This is a genomic window from Mesorhizobium sp. (assembly GCF_041661565.1).
GTDB lineage: Bacteria > Pseudomonadota > Alphaproteobacteria > Rhizobiales > Rhizobiaceae > Mesorhizobium.
On sequence record NZ_JBAZUD010000045.1, the window covers coordinates 15206 to 31698 of the forward strand.

10 protein-coding genes and 1 tRNA gene are annotated in these 16493 nt (G+C 63.5%); 9 read left to right on the forward strand and 2 right to left on the reverse strand.

The features are described from left to right. Window positions 1–85: 85 nt before the first annotated feature. From WC739_RS10580 to WC739_RS10605, 6 genes are all read left to right on the forward strand, one after another. Entirely contained in the window at window positions 86–1534 is a 1449-nt protein-coding gene (locus WC739_RS10580) for a short-chain fatty acyl-CoA regulator family protein (protein WP_372952979.1), read from the forward strand. Window positions 1535–1682: 148 nt separating this feature from the next. Further along, window positions 1683–2636 carry a DMT family transporter gene (locus tag WC739_RS10585; RefSeq protein ID WP_372952980.1) on the forward strand — a complete coding sequence of 318 codons (954 nt, stop codon included), beginning with the start codon at window positions 1683–1685 and terminating at the stop codon, window positions 2634–2636. A gap of 354 nt (window positions 2637–2990) precedes the next feature. Next, window positions 2991–4088 (forward strand): polyamine ABC transporter substrate-binding protein, encoded by a 1098-nt coding sequence (locus WC739_RS10590; RefSeq protein ID WP_372952981.1) that lies wholly within the window; start codon window positions 2991–2993, stop codon window positions 4086–4088. A 79-nt stretch (window positions 4089–4167) separates the two neighbouring features. Beyond that, the gene (locus WC739_RS10595; protein WP_372952982.1) at window positions 4168–5307 is read left to right on the forward strand and encodes an ABC transporter ATP-binding protein; all 1140 of its coding nucleotides are present in this window, start codon (window positions 4168–4170) and stop codon (window positions 5305–5307) included. 9 nt (window positions 5308–5316) lie between these two features. Beyond that, on the forward strand, window positions 5317–6285 hold the full coding sequence (locus WC739_RS10600; RefSeq protein WP_372952983.1) for an ABC transporter permease subunit: 969 nt from the start codon (window positions 5317–5319) through the stop codon (window positions 6283–6285). A 4-nt stretch (window positions 6286–6289) separates the two neighbouring features. Then, window positions 6290–7108 carry an ABC transporter permease gene (locus tag WC739_RS10605; protein WP_372952984.1) on the forward strand — a complete coding sequence of 273 codons (819 nt, stop codon included), beginning with the start codon at window positions 6290–6292 and terminating at the stop codon, window positions 7106–7108. A gap of 35 nt (window positions 7109–7143) precedes the next feature. On the opposite strand, the gene WC739_RS10610 is transcribed toward WC739_RS10605, so the two are convergent. Continuing rightward, complete coding sequence (locus WC739_RS10610; protein WP_372952985.1) at window positions 7144–8997, reverse strand: AsmA-like C-terminal region-containing protein; 1854 nt, start codon at window positions 8995–8997, stop codon at window positions 7144–7146. 196 nt (window positions 8998–9193) lie between these two features. Between WC739_RS10610 and WC739_RS10615 the strand changes: the two genes are divergently transcribed. Then, the gene (locus WC739_RS10615) at window positions 9194–11152 is read left to right on the forward strand and encodes an acetoacetate--CoA ligase (RefSeq protein ID WP_372952986.1); all 1959 of its coding nucleotides are present in this window, start codon (window positions 9194–9196) and stop codon (window positions 11150–11152) included. Between the two features lie 263 nt (window positions 11153–11415). Here WC739_RS10615 and WC739_RS10620 read toward each other — a convergent pair whose 3' ends face one another. Beyond that, window positions 11416–15369 carry a PAS domain S-box protein gene (locus WC739_RS10620; protein ID WP_372952987.1) on the reverse strand — a complete coding sequence of 1318 codons (3954 nt, stop codon included), beginning with the start codon at window positions 15367–15369 and terminating at the stop codon, window positions 11416–11418. A gap of 247 nt (window positions 15370–15616) precedes the next feature. On the opposite strand from WC739_RS10620, the gene WC739_RS10625 reads away from it, so the two are divergent. Together WC739_RS10625 and WC739_RS10630 are read left to right on the forward strand one after the other, a co-directional pair. After that, window positions 15617–16075 carry a phasin gene (locus WC739_RS10625; RefSeq protein ID WP_372952988.1) on the forward strand — a complete coding sequence of 153 codons (459 nt, stop codon included), beginning with the start codon at window positions 15617–15619 and terminating at the stop codon, window positions 16073–16075. Between the two features lie 340 nt (window positions 16076–16415). Next, a tRNA-His gene (locus tag WC739_RS10630) sits at window positions 16416–16492 on the forward strand. Window position 16493 lies beyond the last annotated feature (1 nt).

Here is a 16493-nt window from a genome sequence, read left to right on the forward strand (position 1 = left end):
ACGGGGCTGTAAACTTGTCACGATTGTCAAAGCGCCATATGGGGGCCGCCGCGAATGCCGTGTAAAGTTCTGTCAATGGCGCTCGATGGCTGACCAGAAGATCTTCGCCGGACCGCGTATCCGCCGCATCCGCAACGCCAAGGGCCTGACCCAGACGGCGATGGCCGAAGGTCTCGGCATCTCTCCGTCCTACCTCAACCTGATCGAGCGCAACCAGCGGCCGCTGACGGTCCAGCTGATCCTCAAACTGGCGTCCATCTACAAGGTCGATCCGCACGAGTTGCAAGGCGAGGCCAGGGGTGCCGTCGCTGCCCTGAAGGAGGTGTTCGGCGATCCTCTGCTGGTCGGGGAGTTGCCCGGTGACCAGGAACTGATCGAGCTTGCCGAGGCAGCGCCCAATGCGTCCGCGGCGATGATCAAGCTGTTTCGTGCCTATCGCGAGCAGGCCGAGCGCCTGTCCGACCTGAACGAGCTTCTGGCGCACGAGGGCAGGGCGACGGCGCTTGCCGGGGCCCGCCTGCCGATCGACGAGGTGCATGAGGTTTTCGAGCGCAGGCCCAACCATTTCGCCGCTCTCGAGGAGGAGGCTGCGGCGTTCACCTCGGTGCTTGATCCTGGCGATGATCTGTTCGGCGCGCTGAAAGCCTGGCTGAAGCGCGAATATGGCATCGTGGTCAAGGTGCTGCCGGTATCCACCATGCCGAACTGGCGCCGCCGTTACGACCGCCATTCGCAACGCCTGTTCCTGTCGGAACGCCTGTCGCCTTTCGACCAGCTGCGCGAAGTCGCGATGGAAGCGTGCCTGATCCGCATGTCGGTCGCGGTCGCCGGCGAGATCCAGGCGCTGGGGCTGACCACGGACGAGGCGCGCCGTCTCGCCCGTTTCGAACTCGGCCGTTATGCGGCGCATGCGGTGATGATGCCATATCAGGCTTTTCTCACGGCAGCCGTCCGCGCCCGATACGACGTCGACGTGTTGCGTTCGCGCTTCGGTGTCTCCTTCGAGCAGGCGGCGAACCGGCTGACCATGCTGCGGCGCCAGGGCTCGGCCGGCGTGCCGTTCTTCATGCTGGAGGTCGACAATGGCGGCAATCGCTTCCGCAGGGCGGGCAGCGAGGGCTTTCCGCAAAGCCGCTTCGGAGGCGCCTGTCCCAAGCTGCCGGTCTATTTCGCCTTCACCCAGCCAGGTCAGATCTTCGTCGAGGCCGTGGAGATGCCCGACGGCGCGCGATTCCTCTGCATCGCACGCACGCTTGAAGGACCGCAGGGGGCGTTTTCGGAGCGTCCGCGCCGCACGGCGCTGCTGCTCGGCTGCGACATCGGCTTTCGTAACGATATCGTCTACGGCGCGGCGCTGCCCGGCGTCGCTGCCTCGACGAAGGCGGGATTGGGCGCCGCCTCGGCGACATTGGTCGGGCCGGCTTGCCGGCTGTGCGAACGCGTCGGCTGCCTGGCGCGCGCCGAACCGCCCGTGACGCGCCCGCTTGGCCTCGACGAAATGGTGACGGGCCTGAGTGCCTTCGATTTCCAGTAACGGCAAATGACGACGCCGGGGCGATGTGCCCCCATTGTCGCCGGGCTCTGGCTCACGCCCGGTGCGTGTCTTTGCACTACGCGAACAGGGTATCTTTTTGTCGTCCCTTGCGCATCGTCCCGTCCACAAAAGCTCGACAGTCGCGCCCATGACCGACACCGCATCGTCGCCGATCATTGTTTCGTCGACCGTCTCGCAACGGGAGGAACGCATTGGCTTCCTGCTGGTCTTCCTGTCGGCTTTGATGTGGAGTTTCGGCGGTACCATCGCCCGCTTCATCGCCATCGGCGACAGCTGGACGATTATTTTCTGGCGCTCCCTCTGGGCGGCAGCCTTCCTGGTCTGCTTCATGATCTGGCGCGACGGCTGGCGCGGCACGCTGAGATTGTTCCGCGATATGGGCCTTCCCGGCCTTGCCGTCGGGGCCTGCTTCGCCACCGCATCGACCGCCTTCATCGTGGCGCTTGCCTATACGACCGTCGCCAACATCCTGCTGATGCAGGCAGGCGTGCCGTTGCTGGCCGCGCTGTTTGCCTGGATCTTGTTTCGCGAAAGGGTTGGTGTCGCAACATGGCTGGCGATTGCCGCGGTCATCACCGGCGTCGCCATCATGGTCTCGGAATCACTGGACGGCACCGTATCGCCGATCGGCGACGGACTGGCTTTGCTGATCGCGTTGATGTTCTCCATCGCCACCGTCATCACCCGGCGGTTCTCCAGCGTGCGAATGACCCCGGCGACCTGTCTGGGAACCATCCTGGCGGCAGGGTTAGCCGCATCGCAGGCTTCGACCTTGAGGGTTTCGGCCAGCGACATGGGGTTCCTCTTTGCGTTCGGCGTGGTCAATCTCGGCATGGGCCTCGCGTTCTTCGCCACCGGAGCGCGGCTGATCCCCGCGGCGATCGCGGCGCTGCTCGGAACGTTCGAGCCTATCCTTGGGCCGATATGGGTTTGGCTCATCCACGCCGAGGTGCCCTCCGGACGCACCATCATCGGCGGCGCGGTGGTGGTAACGGCGCTGCTCATTCATATCGGCTTCGAGTTCAAGCGCCAGACACGGCCCGCCCGGGCAGGGGTCACCGGAATGTCATTGCCCAATTGACGCGATAAACGGCTTTGCCATTGACAACGTCGCGGCCGGGCGGGCAGGCTCGCAAAACGGCAACCCAGACATGACAGGCGTATCTTGCCAAGTCTCTTCGCCGGTCAGATCGAGACCGGACCTCATCGTCGTATCCCCGACAATGCGGCGGCGAAAGCCTCTGACGTCATCGGCACGCCGGCCAAGCCGCGGCCTGAAGCAAGAACCACCATCGGCTGCTCATCCTGGCCCTCCCATGGGGTCGGCAGTTCGCGCTTGTCGCATCCTGAAAAGCTCAATAGTCTGAAACAAATGCCCGGTCCCGCGGGGTCCGCGACGAACCGGCGATGGAACATTCACCAAAGGAGAAATAGCATGATCCGTAAAGCGCTCTGGCTTTCGGCAACCTCGGCATTTCTGACGCTGTTAACTGTCGCGGGCCATGCGGAGGATCGTGTCGTCAACGTCTTCAACTGGTCGGACTATATCGACAGTTCGATCATCGATGATTTCACCAAGGAAACCGGCATCAAGGTCGTTTACGACACCTTCGATTCCAACGAGATCCTGGAAACCAAGCTGCTTGCCGGCGGCAGCGGCTACGACGTCGTCGTGCCCAGCGGCAACTTCCTCGCGCGCCAGATCCAGGCCGGCGTATTCCAGAAGCTCGACAAGTCGAAATTGCCGAACCTCTCCAACATGTGGGACACCGTTTCGGAGCGGACCGCGAAGTATGACCCCGGCAACGAGTATTCGATCAACTACATGTGGGGTACGGTCGGCATCGGCTACAACACCAAGAAGGTGCAGGCCGCGCTCGGCACCGACAAGATCGACAGCTGGGATGTGTTCTTCAATCCGGAAAGCCTGGCAAAGTTGAAGGATTGCGGTGTCTATGTTCTGGATTCGCCTGCCGACATCATCCCGGCGGCACTGAAATATCTCGGTCTCGATCCGAACAGCACCTCCGCCGACGATATCGCCAAGGCGCAGGACGCTTTGCTGAAGGTCCGGCCCTTCATTCGCAAATTCCATTCATCCGAATACATCAACGCGCTCGCCAACGGCGATATCTGCCTGGCGGTTGGATATTCGGGCGACGTCTTCCAGGCCCGCAACCGCGCGGTCGAAGCCAAGCAAGGCGTGGAAATCGGCTATTCGGTGCCCAAGGAAGGCGCCCAGATGTGGTTCGACCAGATGGCTATTCCCGCCGATGCACCGCACCCAGCCGAGGCGATCGAATTCCTCAACTACATGATGAAGCCGGAAGTGATCGCCAAGTCTTCGAACTATGTGCTCTACGCGAACGGCAACAAGGCTTCGCAGCAGTTTGTCGACAAGGCACTGCTGGAAGATCCTTCCGTCTATCCTGATCCCGAGACGATCAAGAAGCTCTATACGGTAGCGCCTTACGATCCCAAGACGCAGCGCATCATAACGCGCACCTGGACCAAGATCGTTACCGGTCAATAAGCAATCCGACAGGTCCCGGCGTTCACCCGCCGGGACCAAATTCTATCAGGGGCAAGAAGAATCAGGACGGAGTGGGGACATGAAATCGCTTGGCAGCATCCGCAGGGATTTCGCGCCGTGGATTGATCCGAACGCCAAGCCATACATCCAGTTTGAAAACGTCACCAAGAAATTCGGTGACTTCACCGCCGTCAACAATCTGTCGTTGACCATATTCGAGCGCGAATTCTTCGCACTGCTCGGCGCGTCCGGTTGCGGAAAGTCGACGCTGCTCAGGATGCTCGCCGGCTTCGAGGAGCCGACGGCCGGCCGCATCCTGCTCGATGGCCATGACATGCGGGGCATCCCGCCCTATCGCCGGCCCGTCAACATGATGTTCCAGTCCTATGCCCTGTTCCCGCATATGACCGTCGAGAAGAACATCGCCTTTGGCCTCAAGCAGGAAGGCATGCCGGCGCCCGATATCGAAAAGCGCGTCTCCGAAATGCTCAAGCTGGTCAAGCTCGAGCAGTTCGCCAAGCGCAAGCCACACCAGCTCTCCGGCGGCCAGCGCCAGCGGGTCGCGCTCGCCCGATCAGTCGCCAAGCGACCGAAGGTGCTGCTGCTCGACGAGCCGCTGGGCGCGCTCGACAAGAAGCTGCGCGAGGAAACCCAGTTCGAATTGATGGACCTGCAGCAGAATCTCGGCCTCACCTTCGTCGTCGTCACCCACGACCAGGAAGAGGCGATGACCATGGCCGATAGGATAGCCATCATCGACAAGGGCGAGGTGATGCAGGTGGCTACGCCGGCCGAAGTCTATGAGGCGCCGGCGTCACGCTTCGTTGCGGGTTTTGTCGGCAATGTGAACATGTTCGACGGCAAGATCGCGCGTGGCGAGACCGGCATTGCCAGCATCGATGCCGGCAACGGCATCACCATCCGCACGGAGAACGCCGGCAATGCCACCGCCGGAGCGGCCGTCACTTTCGCTATCAGGCCGGAAAAGATCAAAGTGTCGTCGAAAAAGCCGGCCGAGGCGGTCAACGCGATCGAGGGCGAGGTCTACGACATCGCCTATCTCGGCGATATGACGGTCTATCATGTCAGGCTGGACGACGGTCAGGTGGTGAGGGCGAGCACCATGAACGCGGCCCGTGTCACCGAGGACCCCCTGACCTGGAACGACCGCGCCTGGGTTTCATTCCGGCCCGATGCCGGCGTCGTCCTGACACGGTAGGGGGCGGCCATGTCCAACACCGCCATTGCCGACACAACCGTCCAGGCCGCTCCTGCAAAGCCAGTCATGACAAGGCTCGCCGCTGGTTTCGTCAGCCGCCTTGTCATCCTCGTCCCCTATCTCTGGCTGCTGTTCTTCTTTCTCGTCCCGTTCATCATCGTCTTCAAGATTTCGCTGTCGCAGCCGGCGATCGCCATGCCCCCCTATACGCCGGTGCTCGACTTCAGCGACGGTATTGCCGGCTTCTTCGCCGGGTTCCGCGACCTCAACTTCGACAACTATGTCTCGCTGACGCAAGACGCCCTCTATTTCAAAGCCTATGTGACCAGCGTCATCATTGCCGCCATCTCGACAGTGCTGACCTTGCTGGTCGGCTACCCTCTGGCCTACGGCATGGCGCGTGCGCCGGCGACGATCCGGCCGACATTGCTGATGCTGGTGATCCTGCCGTTCTGGACGTCGTTCCTGATCCGCGTCTACGCCTGGATCGGCATTCTCAAGCCCGAGGGCCTGCTCAACCAGCTGCTGCTCTCTCTGCACGTCATCAATGAGCCCCTGGTGATCCTCAACACCTACACGGCGATCTTCATAGGCATTGTCTATTCCTATCTGCCGTTCATGGTGCTGCCGCTCTACTCCTCGCTGGAGAAGATGGACTATTCGCTGATCGAGGCGGCCAAGGACCTCGGCTGTCCGCCGACCGCGGCCTTCTGGAAGATCACCTTTCCGCTGTCGCTGCCCGGCGTCATCGCCGGCTGTCTGCTGGTGTTCATTCCCGCTGTCGGCGAGTTCGTCATTCCGGATCTGCTCGGCGGATCGCAGACGCTGATGATCGGCAAGACGCTGTGGAACGAGTTCTTCTCCAACCGCGATTGGCCGTTGTCATCGGCCGTCGCCGTCATCCTGCTCCTGCTGCTGATCGTTCCCATCATGCTCTTCCAGCGAGCGCAGGCGCGCGCCCAGGAAATGGATCGGTGACATCATGAACAGCAACTGGAGCCGCTTCAACATCACCTCGATCACGTTCGGCTTTGCCTTTCTCTATCTGCCGATCGTGCTGCTCATCATCTTCTCCTTCAACGAGTCCAAGCTGGTCACGGTCTGGGGTGGTTTCTCGACAAAGTGGTACGTGTCGCTGTTCCACAATCAGGGCCTGATGGACGCCGCATGGGTGACCATCCGCGTCGGCCTGGTGTCTGCCACCGTGGCGACGGTTCTCGGCACGATGGGAGCGCTGGCCCTGACCCGCTACACCCGCTTCCACGGCAGGGTGCTGTTCTCCGGCATGATCTTCGCGCCGCTGGTGATGCCGGACGTCATCACCGGCCTGTCGCTGCTCCTGCTGTTCGTCGCCATCGGCATGGATCGCGGCCTGATGACGGTGACGCTGGCGCACATCACCTTCACCATGTGCTTTGTCGCGGTCGTGGTTCAGTCACGCCTGATCAGCTTCGACCGCTCGCTGGAAGAAGCGGCGATGGATCTTGGCGCAACACCGGTCAAGACATTCTTCCAGATCACTTTGCCCGTCATCCTGCCGGCCATCGTCTCGGGTTGGATGCTGGCGTTCACGCTGTCGCTCGACGATCTGGTCATCGCCAGCTTCGCCTCGGGTCCGGGCGCCACCACCCTGCCGATGAAGATCTACAGCCAGGTCCGCCTCGGCGTGACGCCGGAGATCAACGCCGCCTGCACGATCCTCATCGCGATCGTCGCGATCGGCGTCATAGTCGCGTCGGTCGTTAACAAGCGTCGCGAGGTACAGCGGCAGCTTGACGAGCGGGCGGCGCAACGCGGCTGAGGGCAGGGGAAGCCGGAACTCGAACGGCCACCAGGCTATTCCCCGGAAACGCCGCGGCTGATCGGCGAAATGAACGGCGTGCTCCATGTCCCGCCGACAAAGAACGACGACTGGTTCGGCCCTTGCTGGCCGTTGGCCGGCGCCGCCGTCTGGTCCGCCTGGATGACGCCGCCGGACAAGGCCAGTCCCCGCCCGGCATAGGACGCGATGCCGGACAGCCAGATCTTGGTCTTCGCCGAGTTCACCTCGGCCTTGTCGATCCTTGCCACGCCCTTCGAGATGGTGGCCTTGATCTCGGCGCTGTCGATGGGCAGCGTGCCGTCGGACACGTCGTCCAGGGCAAAGAAGCCGCCTTGTTCGGTGTGCTTGAGAAACGCGGGCAGGTTGAGCTTGCTCAGCGCACCCGGCCCGAAGGTCGCCGAGACCGAGCCATCGGCATTGTCGAAGATGGAATCCCAGGTTCTGCCCGGCCCCTTGAGGATGACCGAAACGGTACCCGGACCGACGGGCACCAGTCGCGTCATTCCCGCCGCCGTGCCGAGGGCGCCGCCGTCGATGCCGGAAGCCAGCAACCGGATCTCGACCTGCGTGCCCTCCGGCTTGCGGTCGAAGCGAAGGCTGCTCTGCAGATTGCCGCCAAAGGCCGAGGCATCGGAGATGTCGAAGACGGAAAGGCCGTCCTTGACTTGGGCCGTGGCGGCGACGTCGTTGAGCTGGATGGCGCCGGCCGTCGCGTGGGCGGCCGACAGCCTCAGATCGAGGTTGATCCGATCGGCGAAGCTGGTGTCGACGTCGCCCGGTACGGCGCCGCCGGCTGGCGCCAGCGGCGTGAAGGCGGATAGAAACGATCTGAGGTCCAGCGTGTCGAAGGCGAGTGTGCCGGACACCACCGGTTGCGCCTCGCCAAGCGAGAGGTCCAGCGCCCCCATTCCGGGGTTGTTGTCGAGGGCGATCGCCGTGTTGTCGAATTTGACCCGGCTGGCCGTGGCCGTGATCTTGCTTGAAATGCTGACCGAGCCGATTGCCGCGCTCGGAGCGATACCGGCCTGCGACCATTCCAGGACGCGCCGTAGCGATGGCGCCGAGAATTTGGCCTGGCCATCGAAATAGGCATTTTCCGCCATGCTGGCCGTGCCGTCGAAAGAGAAGGTGGCCGGTGCAGCCTTGAAGGACAGCGTCAGCGGCGCCGTGCCGCCGGCAAACAGCACCAGCGGTTTCGGCGAGGCGGCATCGATGGTGACGCTTTCGCCACGCCAGATGCCGGTGGCCGAAAGCGTCGCATTGCTGTTCATCGCGGCCCAGGTCGCCTGGCCGGTCAGGCTGCTCAGGATCTCGACATCCTTGCCGCCGACGGAAGCCACCATGCGGCCGTCGCGGATCTCAACCGTTCCGAAGGCTTCGGTGGGCAGCCTGTCGAGATTGGGCTTGGCCGGGTCGGCCTTGACCACGTCGCGCGCCGCGTCGATGGATCGCGTGATGCGTCCGCCGGTCGGCCGCGCGGGCAGGAAAAACCCTCCCGCCGTGCGCTGCACGTGGATGGTCGGCCGCACCAGCCGCGCAGTCGAGAACGCCACGTCGCCCTGCAATGCCGCCATGGCGGAAAGGTCGACCTCGACCCGTTCGGCCTCGACGACCGGCGGCGCCTCCGGGTCCGTCCATTGCGAAAGCGTCACATCGGTGAGGATTGCCCGGAATTTCGGCCAGACCTCGATCTGAGGCGAGCCTTCGATGGCAACCCTGAAGCCGCTCCAGGCGCTCATCTCCCAGGCGATGCGGTCGCGCACGATGCGGGTGGACGCGATCAGCGGCAGGGCGGCGACGACCAGCGCGACGACGATCGCGGCGGCCCCGATCGCCCATATTCCGCGCCGGATCAAGGATGATGGCATATCGCCCCGTATGCTTCCATTCCGACAAATCGGCCGACTTGTATAACCATTCGTCACTACGACCTAGGGCCGAGGCATTTCAAGTCTTTATGGCCCGGCGATGGCATTTGCGCACACTCCATGGGTTCATCCGAACAAAATCTTGCCCTGTCGCGCCGGGATATGCATAAGCCATGGCGACCGTGGAGGATCGAACATGGCTGCCGAAGCACCACTCTGGACCCCGACGCAAGACCAGATCGACGCCGCTCCATTGACGGCATTCACGCAGGCCGCGGCGGCGAAGGCCGGGACGTCATTCGCCAGCTACGCCGAACTGCACCGCTGGTCGGTCGAGGACCGAGAGGGGTTCTGGACCCTGGTCTGGGATTTCTGCGGCATTGTCGGCGACAAGGGTACGGGTGTGCTCGTGGATGGCGACAGGATGCCAGGCGCATCCTTCTTCCCCGACGCCACGCTGAATTTCGCAGAAAACCTGTTGCGGAAGACAGGCTCGGGCGAGGCGATCGTCTTTCGTGGCGAGGACAAGGTCGAGCGTCGGCTGTCATGGAACGAGTTGCATGCGCTCACGTCGCGCCTCCAGCAGCTTTTCCTGTCGCTGAAGGTCAAGAAGGGCGACCGCATCGCGGCGATGATGCCCAACATGCCGGAGACGGTTGCCGCGATGCTGGCCGCCGCATCGATCGGGGCGGTCTGGTCATCCTGCTCTCCCGATTTCGGCGAGCAGGGCGTGCTCGACCGCTTCGGCCAGATCGAGCCCGTCATCCTCATCGTGCCCGACGGCTACTGGTACAATGGCAAGGCGATCGAGGTTCGTGACAAGATCGCGGCGGTCGCGTCCAGGCTTGGCACTGTCCGCAAGGTCCTTGTCGTCGATTATCTCGGCACCTCGACCGATGTCGCGGCGACCGTCGACAAGGCAATGGCGCTGGAAGAGGCGTTGTCGCCGTTCGCCGTCAAACCCGTGGCCTTCGAGCGACTGCCGTTCTCGCATCCGCTCTACATCCTGTTCTCGTCTGGAACGACCGGCATACCCAAATGCATCGTCCACTCCGCCGGCGGCACGCTGATCCAGCATGTCAAGGAACACCGGCTGCATGCCGGCTTGGTCGAGGGCGACCGCATGTTCTATTTCACCACCTGCGGCTGGATGATGTGGAACTGGCTGGTGTCGGGCCTCGCTTCAGGCGTGACGCTGCTACTTTATGACGGCTCGCCCTTCTATCCGGACGGCAATGTGCTGTTCGACTTCGCCGATGCCGAGAAGATGACCTTCTTCGGCACATCGGCCAAATTCATCGATTCGGTGCGCAAGGGCGGCTTCAAGCCGATTGGCACGCATGATCTGTCGAGCGTGCGGGCGATTTCCTCCACCGGCTCGCCCCTGTCGCCGGAGGGGTTCCGCTTCGTCTATGACGGCATCAAGAAGGACGTGCACCTGGCCTCGGTCTCCGGCGGCACCGACATCGTCTCCTGCTTCGTTCTTGGCGTGCCGACCCTGCCGGTGTGGACGGGTGAGATCCAGGGACCGGGCCTGGGCCTTGCCGTCGACGTCTGGGATGACGACGGCAGGCCGGTCAGGCAGGAGAAGGGTGAACTGGTCTGCACCAGGGCCTTTCCGGCGATGCCCATCGGTTTCTGGAACGACCCCGACGGCAGGAAGTACCAGGCGGCCTATTTCGAGCGCTTCGACAATGTCTGGTGCCATGGCGATTTCGCCGAATGGACCGCGCATGACGGCATCATCATCCATGGCCGCTCGGACGCGACGCTCAACCCGGGCGGCGTGCGCATCGGCACGGCGGAGATTTACAACCAGGTCGAGCAGATGCCCGAGATCCTGGAAGCGCTGTGCATCGGCCAGGATTTCGACGATGACGTGCGCGTCGTTCTGTTCGTGCGCCTGGCCGCCGGAGTGGTGCTGGACGAGGATCTGGAAAAGCGCATTCGCACCAAGATCCGCAACGGCGCCAGCCCGCGTCACGTGCCAGCCAGGATCGTTGCCGTCACGGACATCCCGCGCACCAAGTCGGGCAAGATCACCGAACTCGCTGTACGCGACGTTGTCCACGGCCGCGCCATCAAGAACAAGGAGGCGCTCGCCAATCCCGAAGCGCTGGAGCTGTTCAGGAGCCTGCCGCAACTGGCCGAGTGAGCCAAGGCGGTATGGTTAACCAGATATGACGCGCGAATTTACCTAGATTTCACGAGTGGTACACATTCGTAAATTTATCGCCAGGCCGGTAAGGATTTGTTAAGGCCCGACGTCGATAGTCGCATGTAACTTGAGGGGAGAAATCCCGTTCCTCGACATCCCCGGAGGATCAGAATTCGCTCAAGCCCCGTTGTGACAGCAATCCCATCCCTTAAGGCGTCCCCCCGGACGCCTTTTCTTTTGCCGCGCGGGCGGTGGCCGGCCTATTCGGCCAGCACGCGGGTGGAGGGAAAGGCGATCTCGACCAGTGTGCCTTCGCCCGGCGTCGAGTTGATGATGAACCTGGCGCGGTTCGCTTCCACCATTGCCTTGGTCAACGGCAACCCGAGTCCCGTGCCGTCGCCGCGCCCGCGCTTCAGCGCGTTGATCTGTTTGAATGGCTTGAGTGCCTGCTCGATCTCGGCCTGGCTCATGCCGATGCCGGTGTCGCGTACCCGCATGACGACGTCGCCCGATGTCTCGTAAGCGGTCGAGACGATCACCTGGCCGCCGGCCTGGGTATAGCGGATGGCGTTGGACAGGATGTTGAGGGCGATCTGGCGCACGCTGCGCAGGTCGGCCACCACTTCTGGCAGCCGTGACGCGAAGCTGGAGCGGATGATGACACGTTCACGGTTGGCCTGCGGCTGCATCATCGCCACCGTCTCGGCCAGCGTGTCGTTGAGCGACACCGCTTCATAGGCCATTTCCTGCTGGCCGGCCTCGATCTTCGAGATATCGAGCAGATCGTTGACCAGATCGAGCACATGGTTGCCGGAGCGGTTGATGTCGCGCAGATAATCGCGATAGCGGTCATTGGCGACCGGCCCGAACTTCTCGTCCACCATCAGCTCGGAAAAGCCGATAATGGCATTGAGTGGCGTGCGGATCTCGTGGCTGATGCGGGCGAGGAAATCGGTCTTCTGCGAGGAGGCGCGCTCGGCCACCGCGCGCGCCTGCGTCAAATCCTCTTCGGCCCGCTTCCACTGCGTGATGTCGCGCACGACGGCGCAGAAGCCGCTGTCGTTGGGCAGCCGGCCGATGGTCATGAACAGCGGGATGAAGCGCCCCTGCGCCTCCCGCCCGATGACCTCGCGGCCGTCATTCATCACGCTCGCCACGCCGGGCTCGGACAGTCCGTTGAGATAGTCGCGGGCCGCGCGCTGGCTCTCGATGGCAAACAGCGAGGCGAACGGCTTGCCGGTCACCTCGTCGCTGTCGAAGCCGAACAAGGCTTCGGCGGGCCGGCTGATGGAACGGATGACGCCATCGCGGCCGATCAGCACGACGCCGTCGGTCGCGGTGTCGATGATGGTGCGCATCTCGGCGATGCGGGACTTGAGTTCGCCAATGTCGGGCTGCGTCTGTTCCTCGCCAGAGGCGTGCAACGCCGCCGGCGCCTCATCCTCCCCGGAGCGTCGCACGACCAGCATCAGCGCCTTGCCGTCCCGCCAGGGAACCGAGCGCAAAATGGCCTCGATCGGGAATTCCTGTCCGTCACGCGTCTTCAGCCGCAACGCGCGGTCGCTGCCGTCGGAGGTTCCGTCGTCGGCATAGGGATCGGCAAACAGGGCGCCAAGGCCGCCCGCGTCCCCCAGGCTGTGGAGGGTGGGGTAGCCGGTCAGGTTGAGGAATTCCTCGTTTGCATAGTGCAATTGGTCGCCGGAATGGATCAGCAGCGGCACCGGCAATCTGGCCAGAAGCGATGTGTCCGGAGCCTTGCTTTCGTCGCCGATGGAAAAGGCCGAAGGCACGAACCCACCAACCTTGAGCGGCGGGACGGGGCGGGGCGGTTCGGCGGGTGTTTCCACCCCCTTGCCTGCGGCGTCGGGTTCCGCGGCCGGCGCTACGGTCCGATCATCGGAAGCATGGTCATCGGCCGCGACGGGCTCTTCGCCGTCGGCCCAATCCTCGCTGTCCTCCGCATCGCGAAAATCAGCGGATGTCATGCTGTCGTCGTCGGCCTCGCCGGGCGCCGTGACAGCTGCAGGATCATCGTCAGTCGCGGCGGGTTCAGCGCTCGCCTGTTGCGCCGCAGGCGGTTCGGCAACTGGCATCCCGTCATTGTCCGCGACAGGGGCGGCTTCGTCTTCCCGGCCGGCATAGTCGAGCAGTGAGCCCGCCACGTCGGGCAGGATGTCCGCCGGCTTTCCGTCAGCCACGTCGCGCGGGTGGCCGCCATCAATCCGGGCGAGGTCCTGTTCATCCTCGGCATCCATCCCGGCTGGCTCGGCCAAGGCGGGTTCGCCCCCTGCGTCCGCCTCCGCCATCTCGCCGGCATCGGCTGGCTTCTCCCGCGAGACATCGTCCGCCGAGACAGTCCCAGCGGTCGCCTCGACCGGAATTTCGGCCCCGACCGCAGGTGACTGCGCGGGCTCAGCGGGCGCCTCGGGCGCTTGAGTGGAGTCTGCAGCGGGCGTCTCGGCCTCCGCCGGGGAACTGTCCTTCTTCAGCCGCTCACCGATCTCCCGGAAGGCGCTGCGTTCCAGGGTCGACAGGCCCTTGTCGTTGGCGGGCTGCCGGTGTTCAGCCAGACGGATGACCTTGTCGGCGAACCGGCGCTCCGGTTTCGGCACGATGGTCAGCGCCGGAACCTCACCCTTGAACGGGTCAGATGCCTGGGGCGGCTCGTCTGTCTTCGGCGCCTCCGGCTCGGCTTCGACGGCTTGCGGCGGTCGCTCCGCCGGCGTCTCGCCGTTCGGCACCAGCGCCATGCCGATGGCTTCAGGATCGACGACCGCGTCGCCAGCACGCGCAACGCCGAAGCCTCGGAAACCCTCGAAGGCGCGGCTGCGGCCATAGACGGGCAGTGCCGCCAGATCGACAGGGATCTTCAGGTCCGTGCCGACAACCGGCCACAGCACCGAGCGGCCGGACCAGGTGTCGCGGCGATCCAGGAGGGCTGATATCTCGCCCGAGGGATCGAGTCCGAACGTGGCGGCGACGTCCTTGAAGCGGCGACCGATCACATCGGCGGCCGGCTGGCCGACAATGTCGGCGAATTCCGGCGACAAAGCGCTGAACTTGCCCTCGGCATCGGTGCGCCACACGAAACGCAGCGGCGCGGCGGCCCGGTCGATCGAGCGCGGGGCCGGGGGGTCGGCTGGGGCAGCCGGAGCCCCGTCACTCGGCGCCGGATCGTCCTTAGGCACTCCCGGGGTTGTGGCAGCAGAGTCGATAACCTCGCTCCCGGCCTCCCGTGCGGCAGGTCTCGCAACGTCCTCACCGGCATTGAAATACCAATGGTCATGCTGCGCGGGCGTGCCGCCGGCGGTCCCGGCATCATTGTCGGCCTGGTCCGCGGTCCGCTCCGCCGGAATGTCATGGCCTGGCGCCGGCGCTACGCTGGTGTCGATCTCCTCCGGCAGGATCGGATCTGCGGTGGCAACCGCTGCCGGGATACCGAGCGCCGGCTTGTTGTCCTGATCCGGCACCGGGTGGGCGGCCGTGTCTTCCGGCGCTCCGACTTGAACCAGGCCTGGTTCCGGCGCAGCCGATCTGTCGTCGGTGGCGTCGTCGAGTTGGTCCTCGTCGATCACCACCAGCAGATGCCGCTCTTCCGTCAACCTTGCCATCCCCGCCGGATAGGAAACCGTGCGGCCGGGGACGAGCCGTTTGACGATGCGGTCGCTCTCGCCGGCGACATCAGCGACAAGCGCGGCCAGGGTCTGGGGTAGGATGCCCAACGCCGAAAACCCTTCAGAGGCCGCTTCGAGTTTGCCGCCGGCATCGACAAAAGCGATGAAATGCCCGTCCTCGGTAAAGCCGCTGATGGCGCGGGCGGCGATTTCGCCGGCGCCGCGCGAACTGGCCTGCGCCGCCGGCACCGCCAGCATGATTGCTTTTTCGGCATCCGGCATGGTTACCGCGCTGGCCAGGAAGCCGACGGCGCGACTGGTCATGCCGGTTGCCAGCCGGACCGTTATGGCGCGGTCATGGCCGATCTCTGGAAAGCCGCTGGTCGCCATGATCTGGCGCCTGGCGATCAGCGGAAGTTGCGTCGAGGTGCCGATGATGGCCTCGATGTCGGGATAGCCGAACAGCGCGGCGCCCGGCCCGTTGGCCCAGATCACCTGCTCGAGGTCCGCCGACAAGATCGCGATCGCGTCTCCGGCGGCAAAGCGCTGGCGCACCGCGTCCAGCACGGCGACGTCGAGGAAGGAATATTCGGACGGCATGCGCTTGGCGAACCTTCACGGAGCGGCGAACTTGCAGTTAACGCTTTGTTAATAAAAGCCGGCGGCGCCAAGGTCCACAAGCCAAAACGTGCAAGGCGCGGAATCTGGGCTCTTGGTTAACGGTACGAAGAAAGTTATGGTGCACTGCAACAAAGATATTGCAATGCACAAGATTTGCCTTTATATTGCCATCATACAGGAACGAGACGGCTTTCTGTCAAAGCCGCTGCCGCTGAAAGGATGGAAAATGTCCAGGACCAAGACCGCAGAGACGATCGAGAACGTTGAATTCCCGAGTTTCGATGCTTCCAAGACCACCGACCAGATCCGCGCTTTTACCGAAAAGGGCGTTGAGCAGTCGAAGGAAGCCTACGCCAAGATGAAGACCGGCGCCGAGGAGACCCAGAAGGCTCTGGAGTCCACCTTCGAAACCGCCAAATCCGTATCCAGCGACCTCTCGCTCAAGACCCTTTCCGCCCTGCGCGCCAACGCCGAGGCCGGCTTCTCGCATCTCGAGGCACTGATCGGCGCCAAGTCGCTGTCGGAAGTCGTCGAGTTGCAGACCGCTTTCCTGCGCAAGCGCTTCGAGATGACCGTCGAACAGGCCAAGGACTTCCAGACCGTCGCTTCCAAGGCTGCCGAGGATGTCTCCAAGCCGATCAAGACCGCCTTCGAGAAGGCGATCAACGAAATCAAGGCTGCCTAACGTTTACGCATGATCGGAAGATGCAACAAAAGGTCGCATTTTCATCAAGCACTCTCATGCATACGATATCAGCCATAAGCAATACCCGGCGAGTGGAACCTCCTCCCTCTGCTCCCCGGGGTAACCAGCCAGCACCTCCTCCCGCTGGCTCGTAACAGGAAAAGGCCGGCACCTCCTCCCGCCGGCCTTTTCTTTGTCTGGCGAAAAGTCGACGCCGTAGGGGAAGCCACCTTTGCCGTGCAAAACTCTTGAATTAAGATCCATTAGCCCGTAAGGACGCATCGCCGAACGACGGAGCAGATCGCGGGACTTTCCAACCTCGATCCGTTCAGGCGAACGTGCCGTTGTAGCTCAGATGGTTAGAGCGCCGGATTGTGGATCCGGAGGTCGCTGGTTCGATCCCAGCCAACGGTACCAT

What these genes read in the sequence shown, in the direction of transcription:
- WC739_RS10595 (WP_372952982.1), top strand. Translation starts at nt 4,168, where the DNA reads ATGAAATCGCTTGGCAGCATCCGCAGGGATTTCGCGCCGTGGATTGAT.
- WC739_RS10600 (WP_372952983.1), top strand. Translation starts at nt 5,317, where the DNA reads ATGTCCAACACCGCCATTGCCGACACAACCGTCCAGGCCGCTCCTGCA.
- WC739_RS10590 (WP_372952981.1), top strand. Translation starts at nt 2,991, where the DNA reads ATGATCCGTAAAGCGCTCTGGCTTTCGGCAACCTCGGCATTTCTGACG.
- WC739_RS10620 (WP_372952987.1), bottom strand. Translation starts at nt 15,369, where the DNA reads ATGCCGTCCGAATATTCCTTCCTCGACGTCGCCGTGCTGGACGCGGTG.
- WC739_RS10605 (WP_372952984.1), top strand. Translation starts at nt 6,290, where the DNA reads ATGAACAGCAACTGGAGCCGCTTCAACATCACCTCGATCACGTTCGGC.
- WC739_RS10580 (WP_372952979.1), top strand. Translation starts at nt 86, where the DNA reads ATGGCTGACCAGAAGATCTTCGCCGGACCGCGTATCCGCCGCATCCGC.
- WC739_RS10615 (WP_372952986.1), top strand. Translation starts at nt 9,194, where the DNA reads ATGGCTGCCGAAGCACCACTCTGGACCCCGACGCAAGACCAGATCGAC.
- WC739_RS10610 (WP_372952985.1), bottom strand. Translation starts at nt 8,997, where the DNA reads ATGCCATCATCCTTGATCCGGCGCGGAATATGGGCGATCGGGGCCGCC.
- WC739_RS10625 (WP_372952988.1), top strand. Translation starts at nt 15,617, where the DNA reads ATGTCCAGGACCAAGACCGCAGAGACGATCGAGAACGTTGAATTCCCG.
- WC739_RS10585 (WP_372952980.1), top strand. Translation starts at nt 1,683, where the DNA reads ATGACCGACACCGCATCGTCGCCGATCATTGTTTCGTCGACCGTCTCG.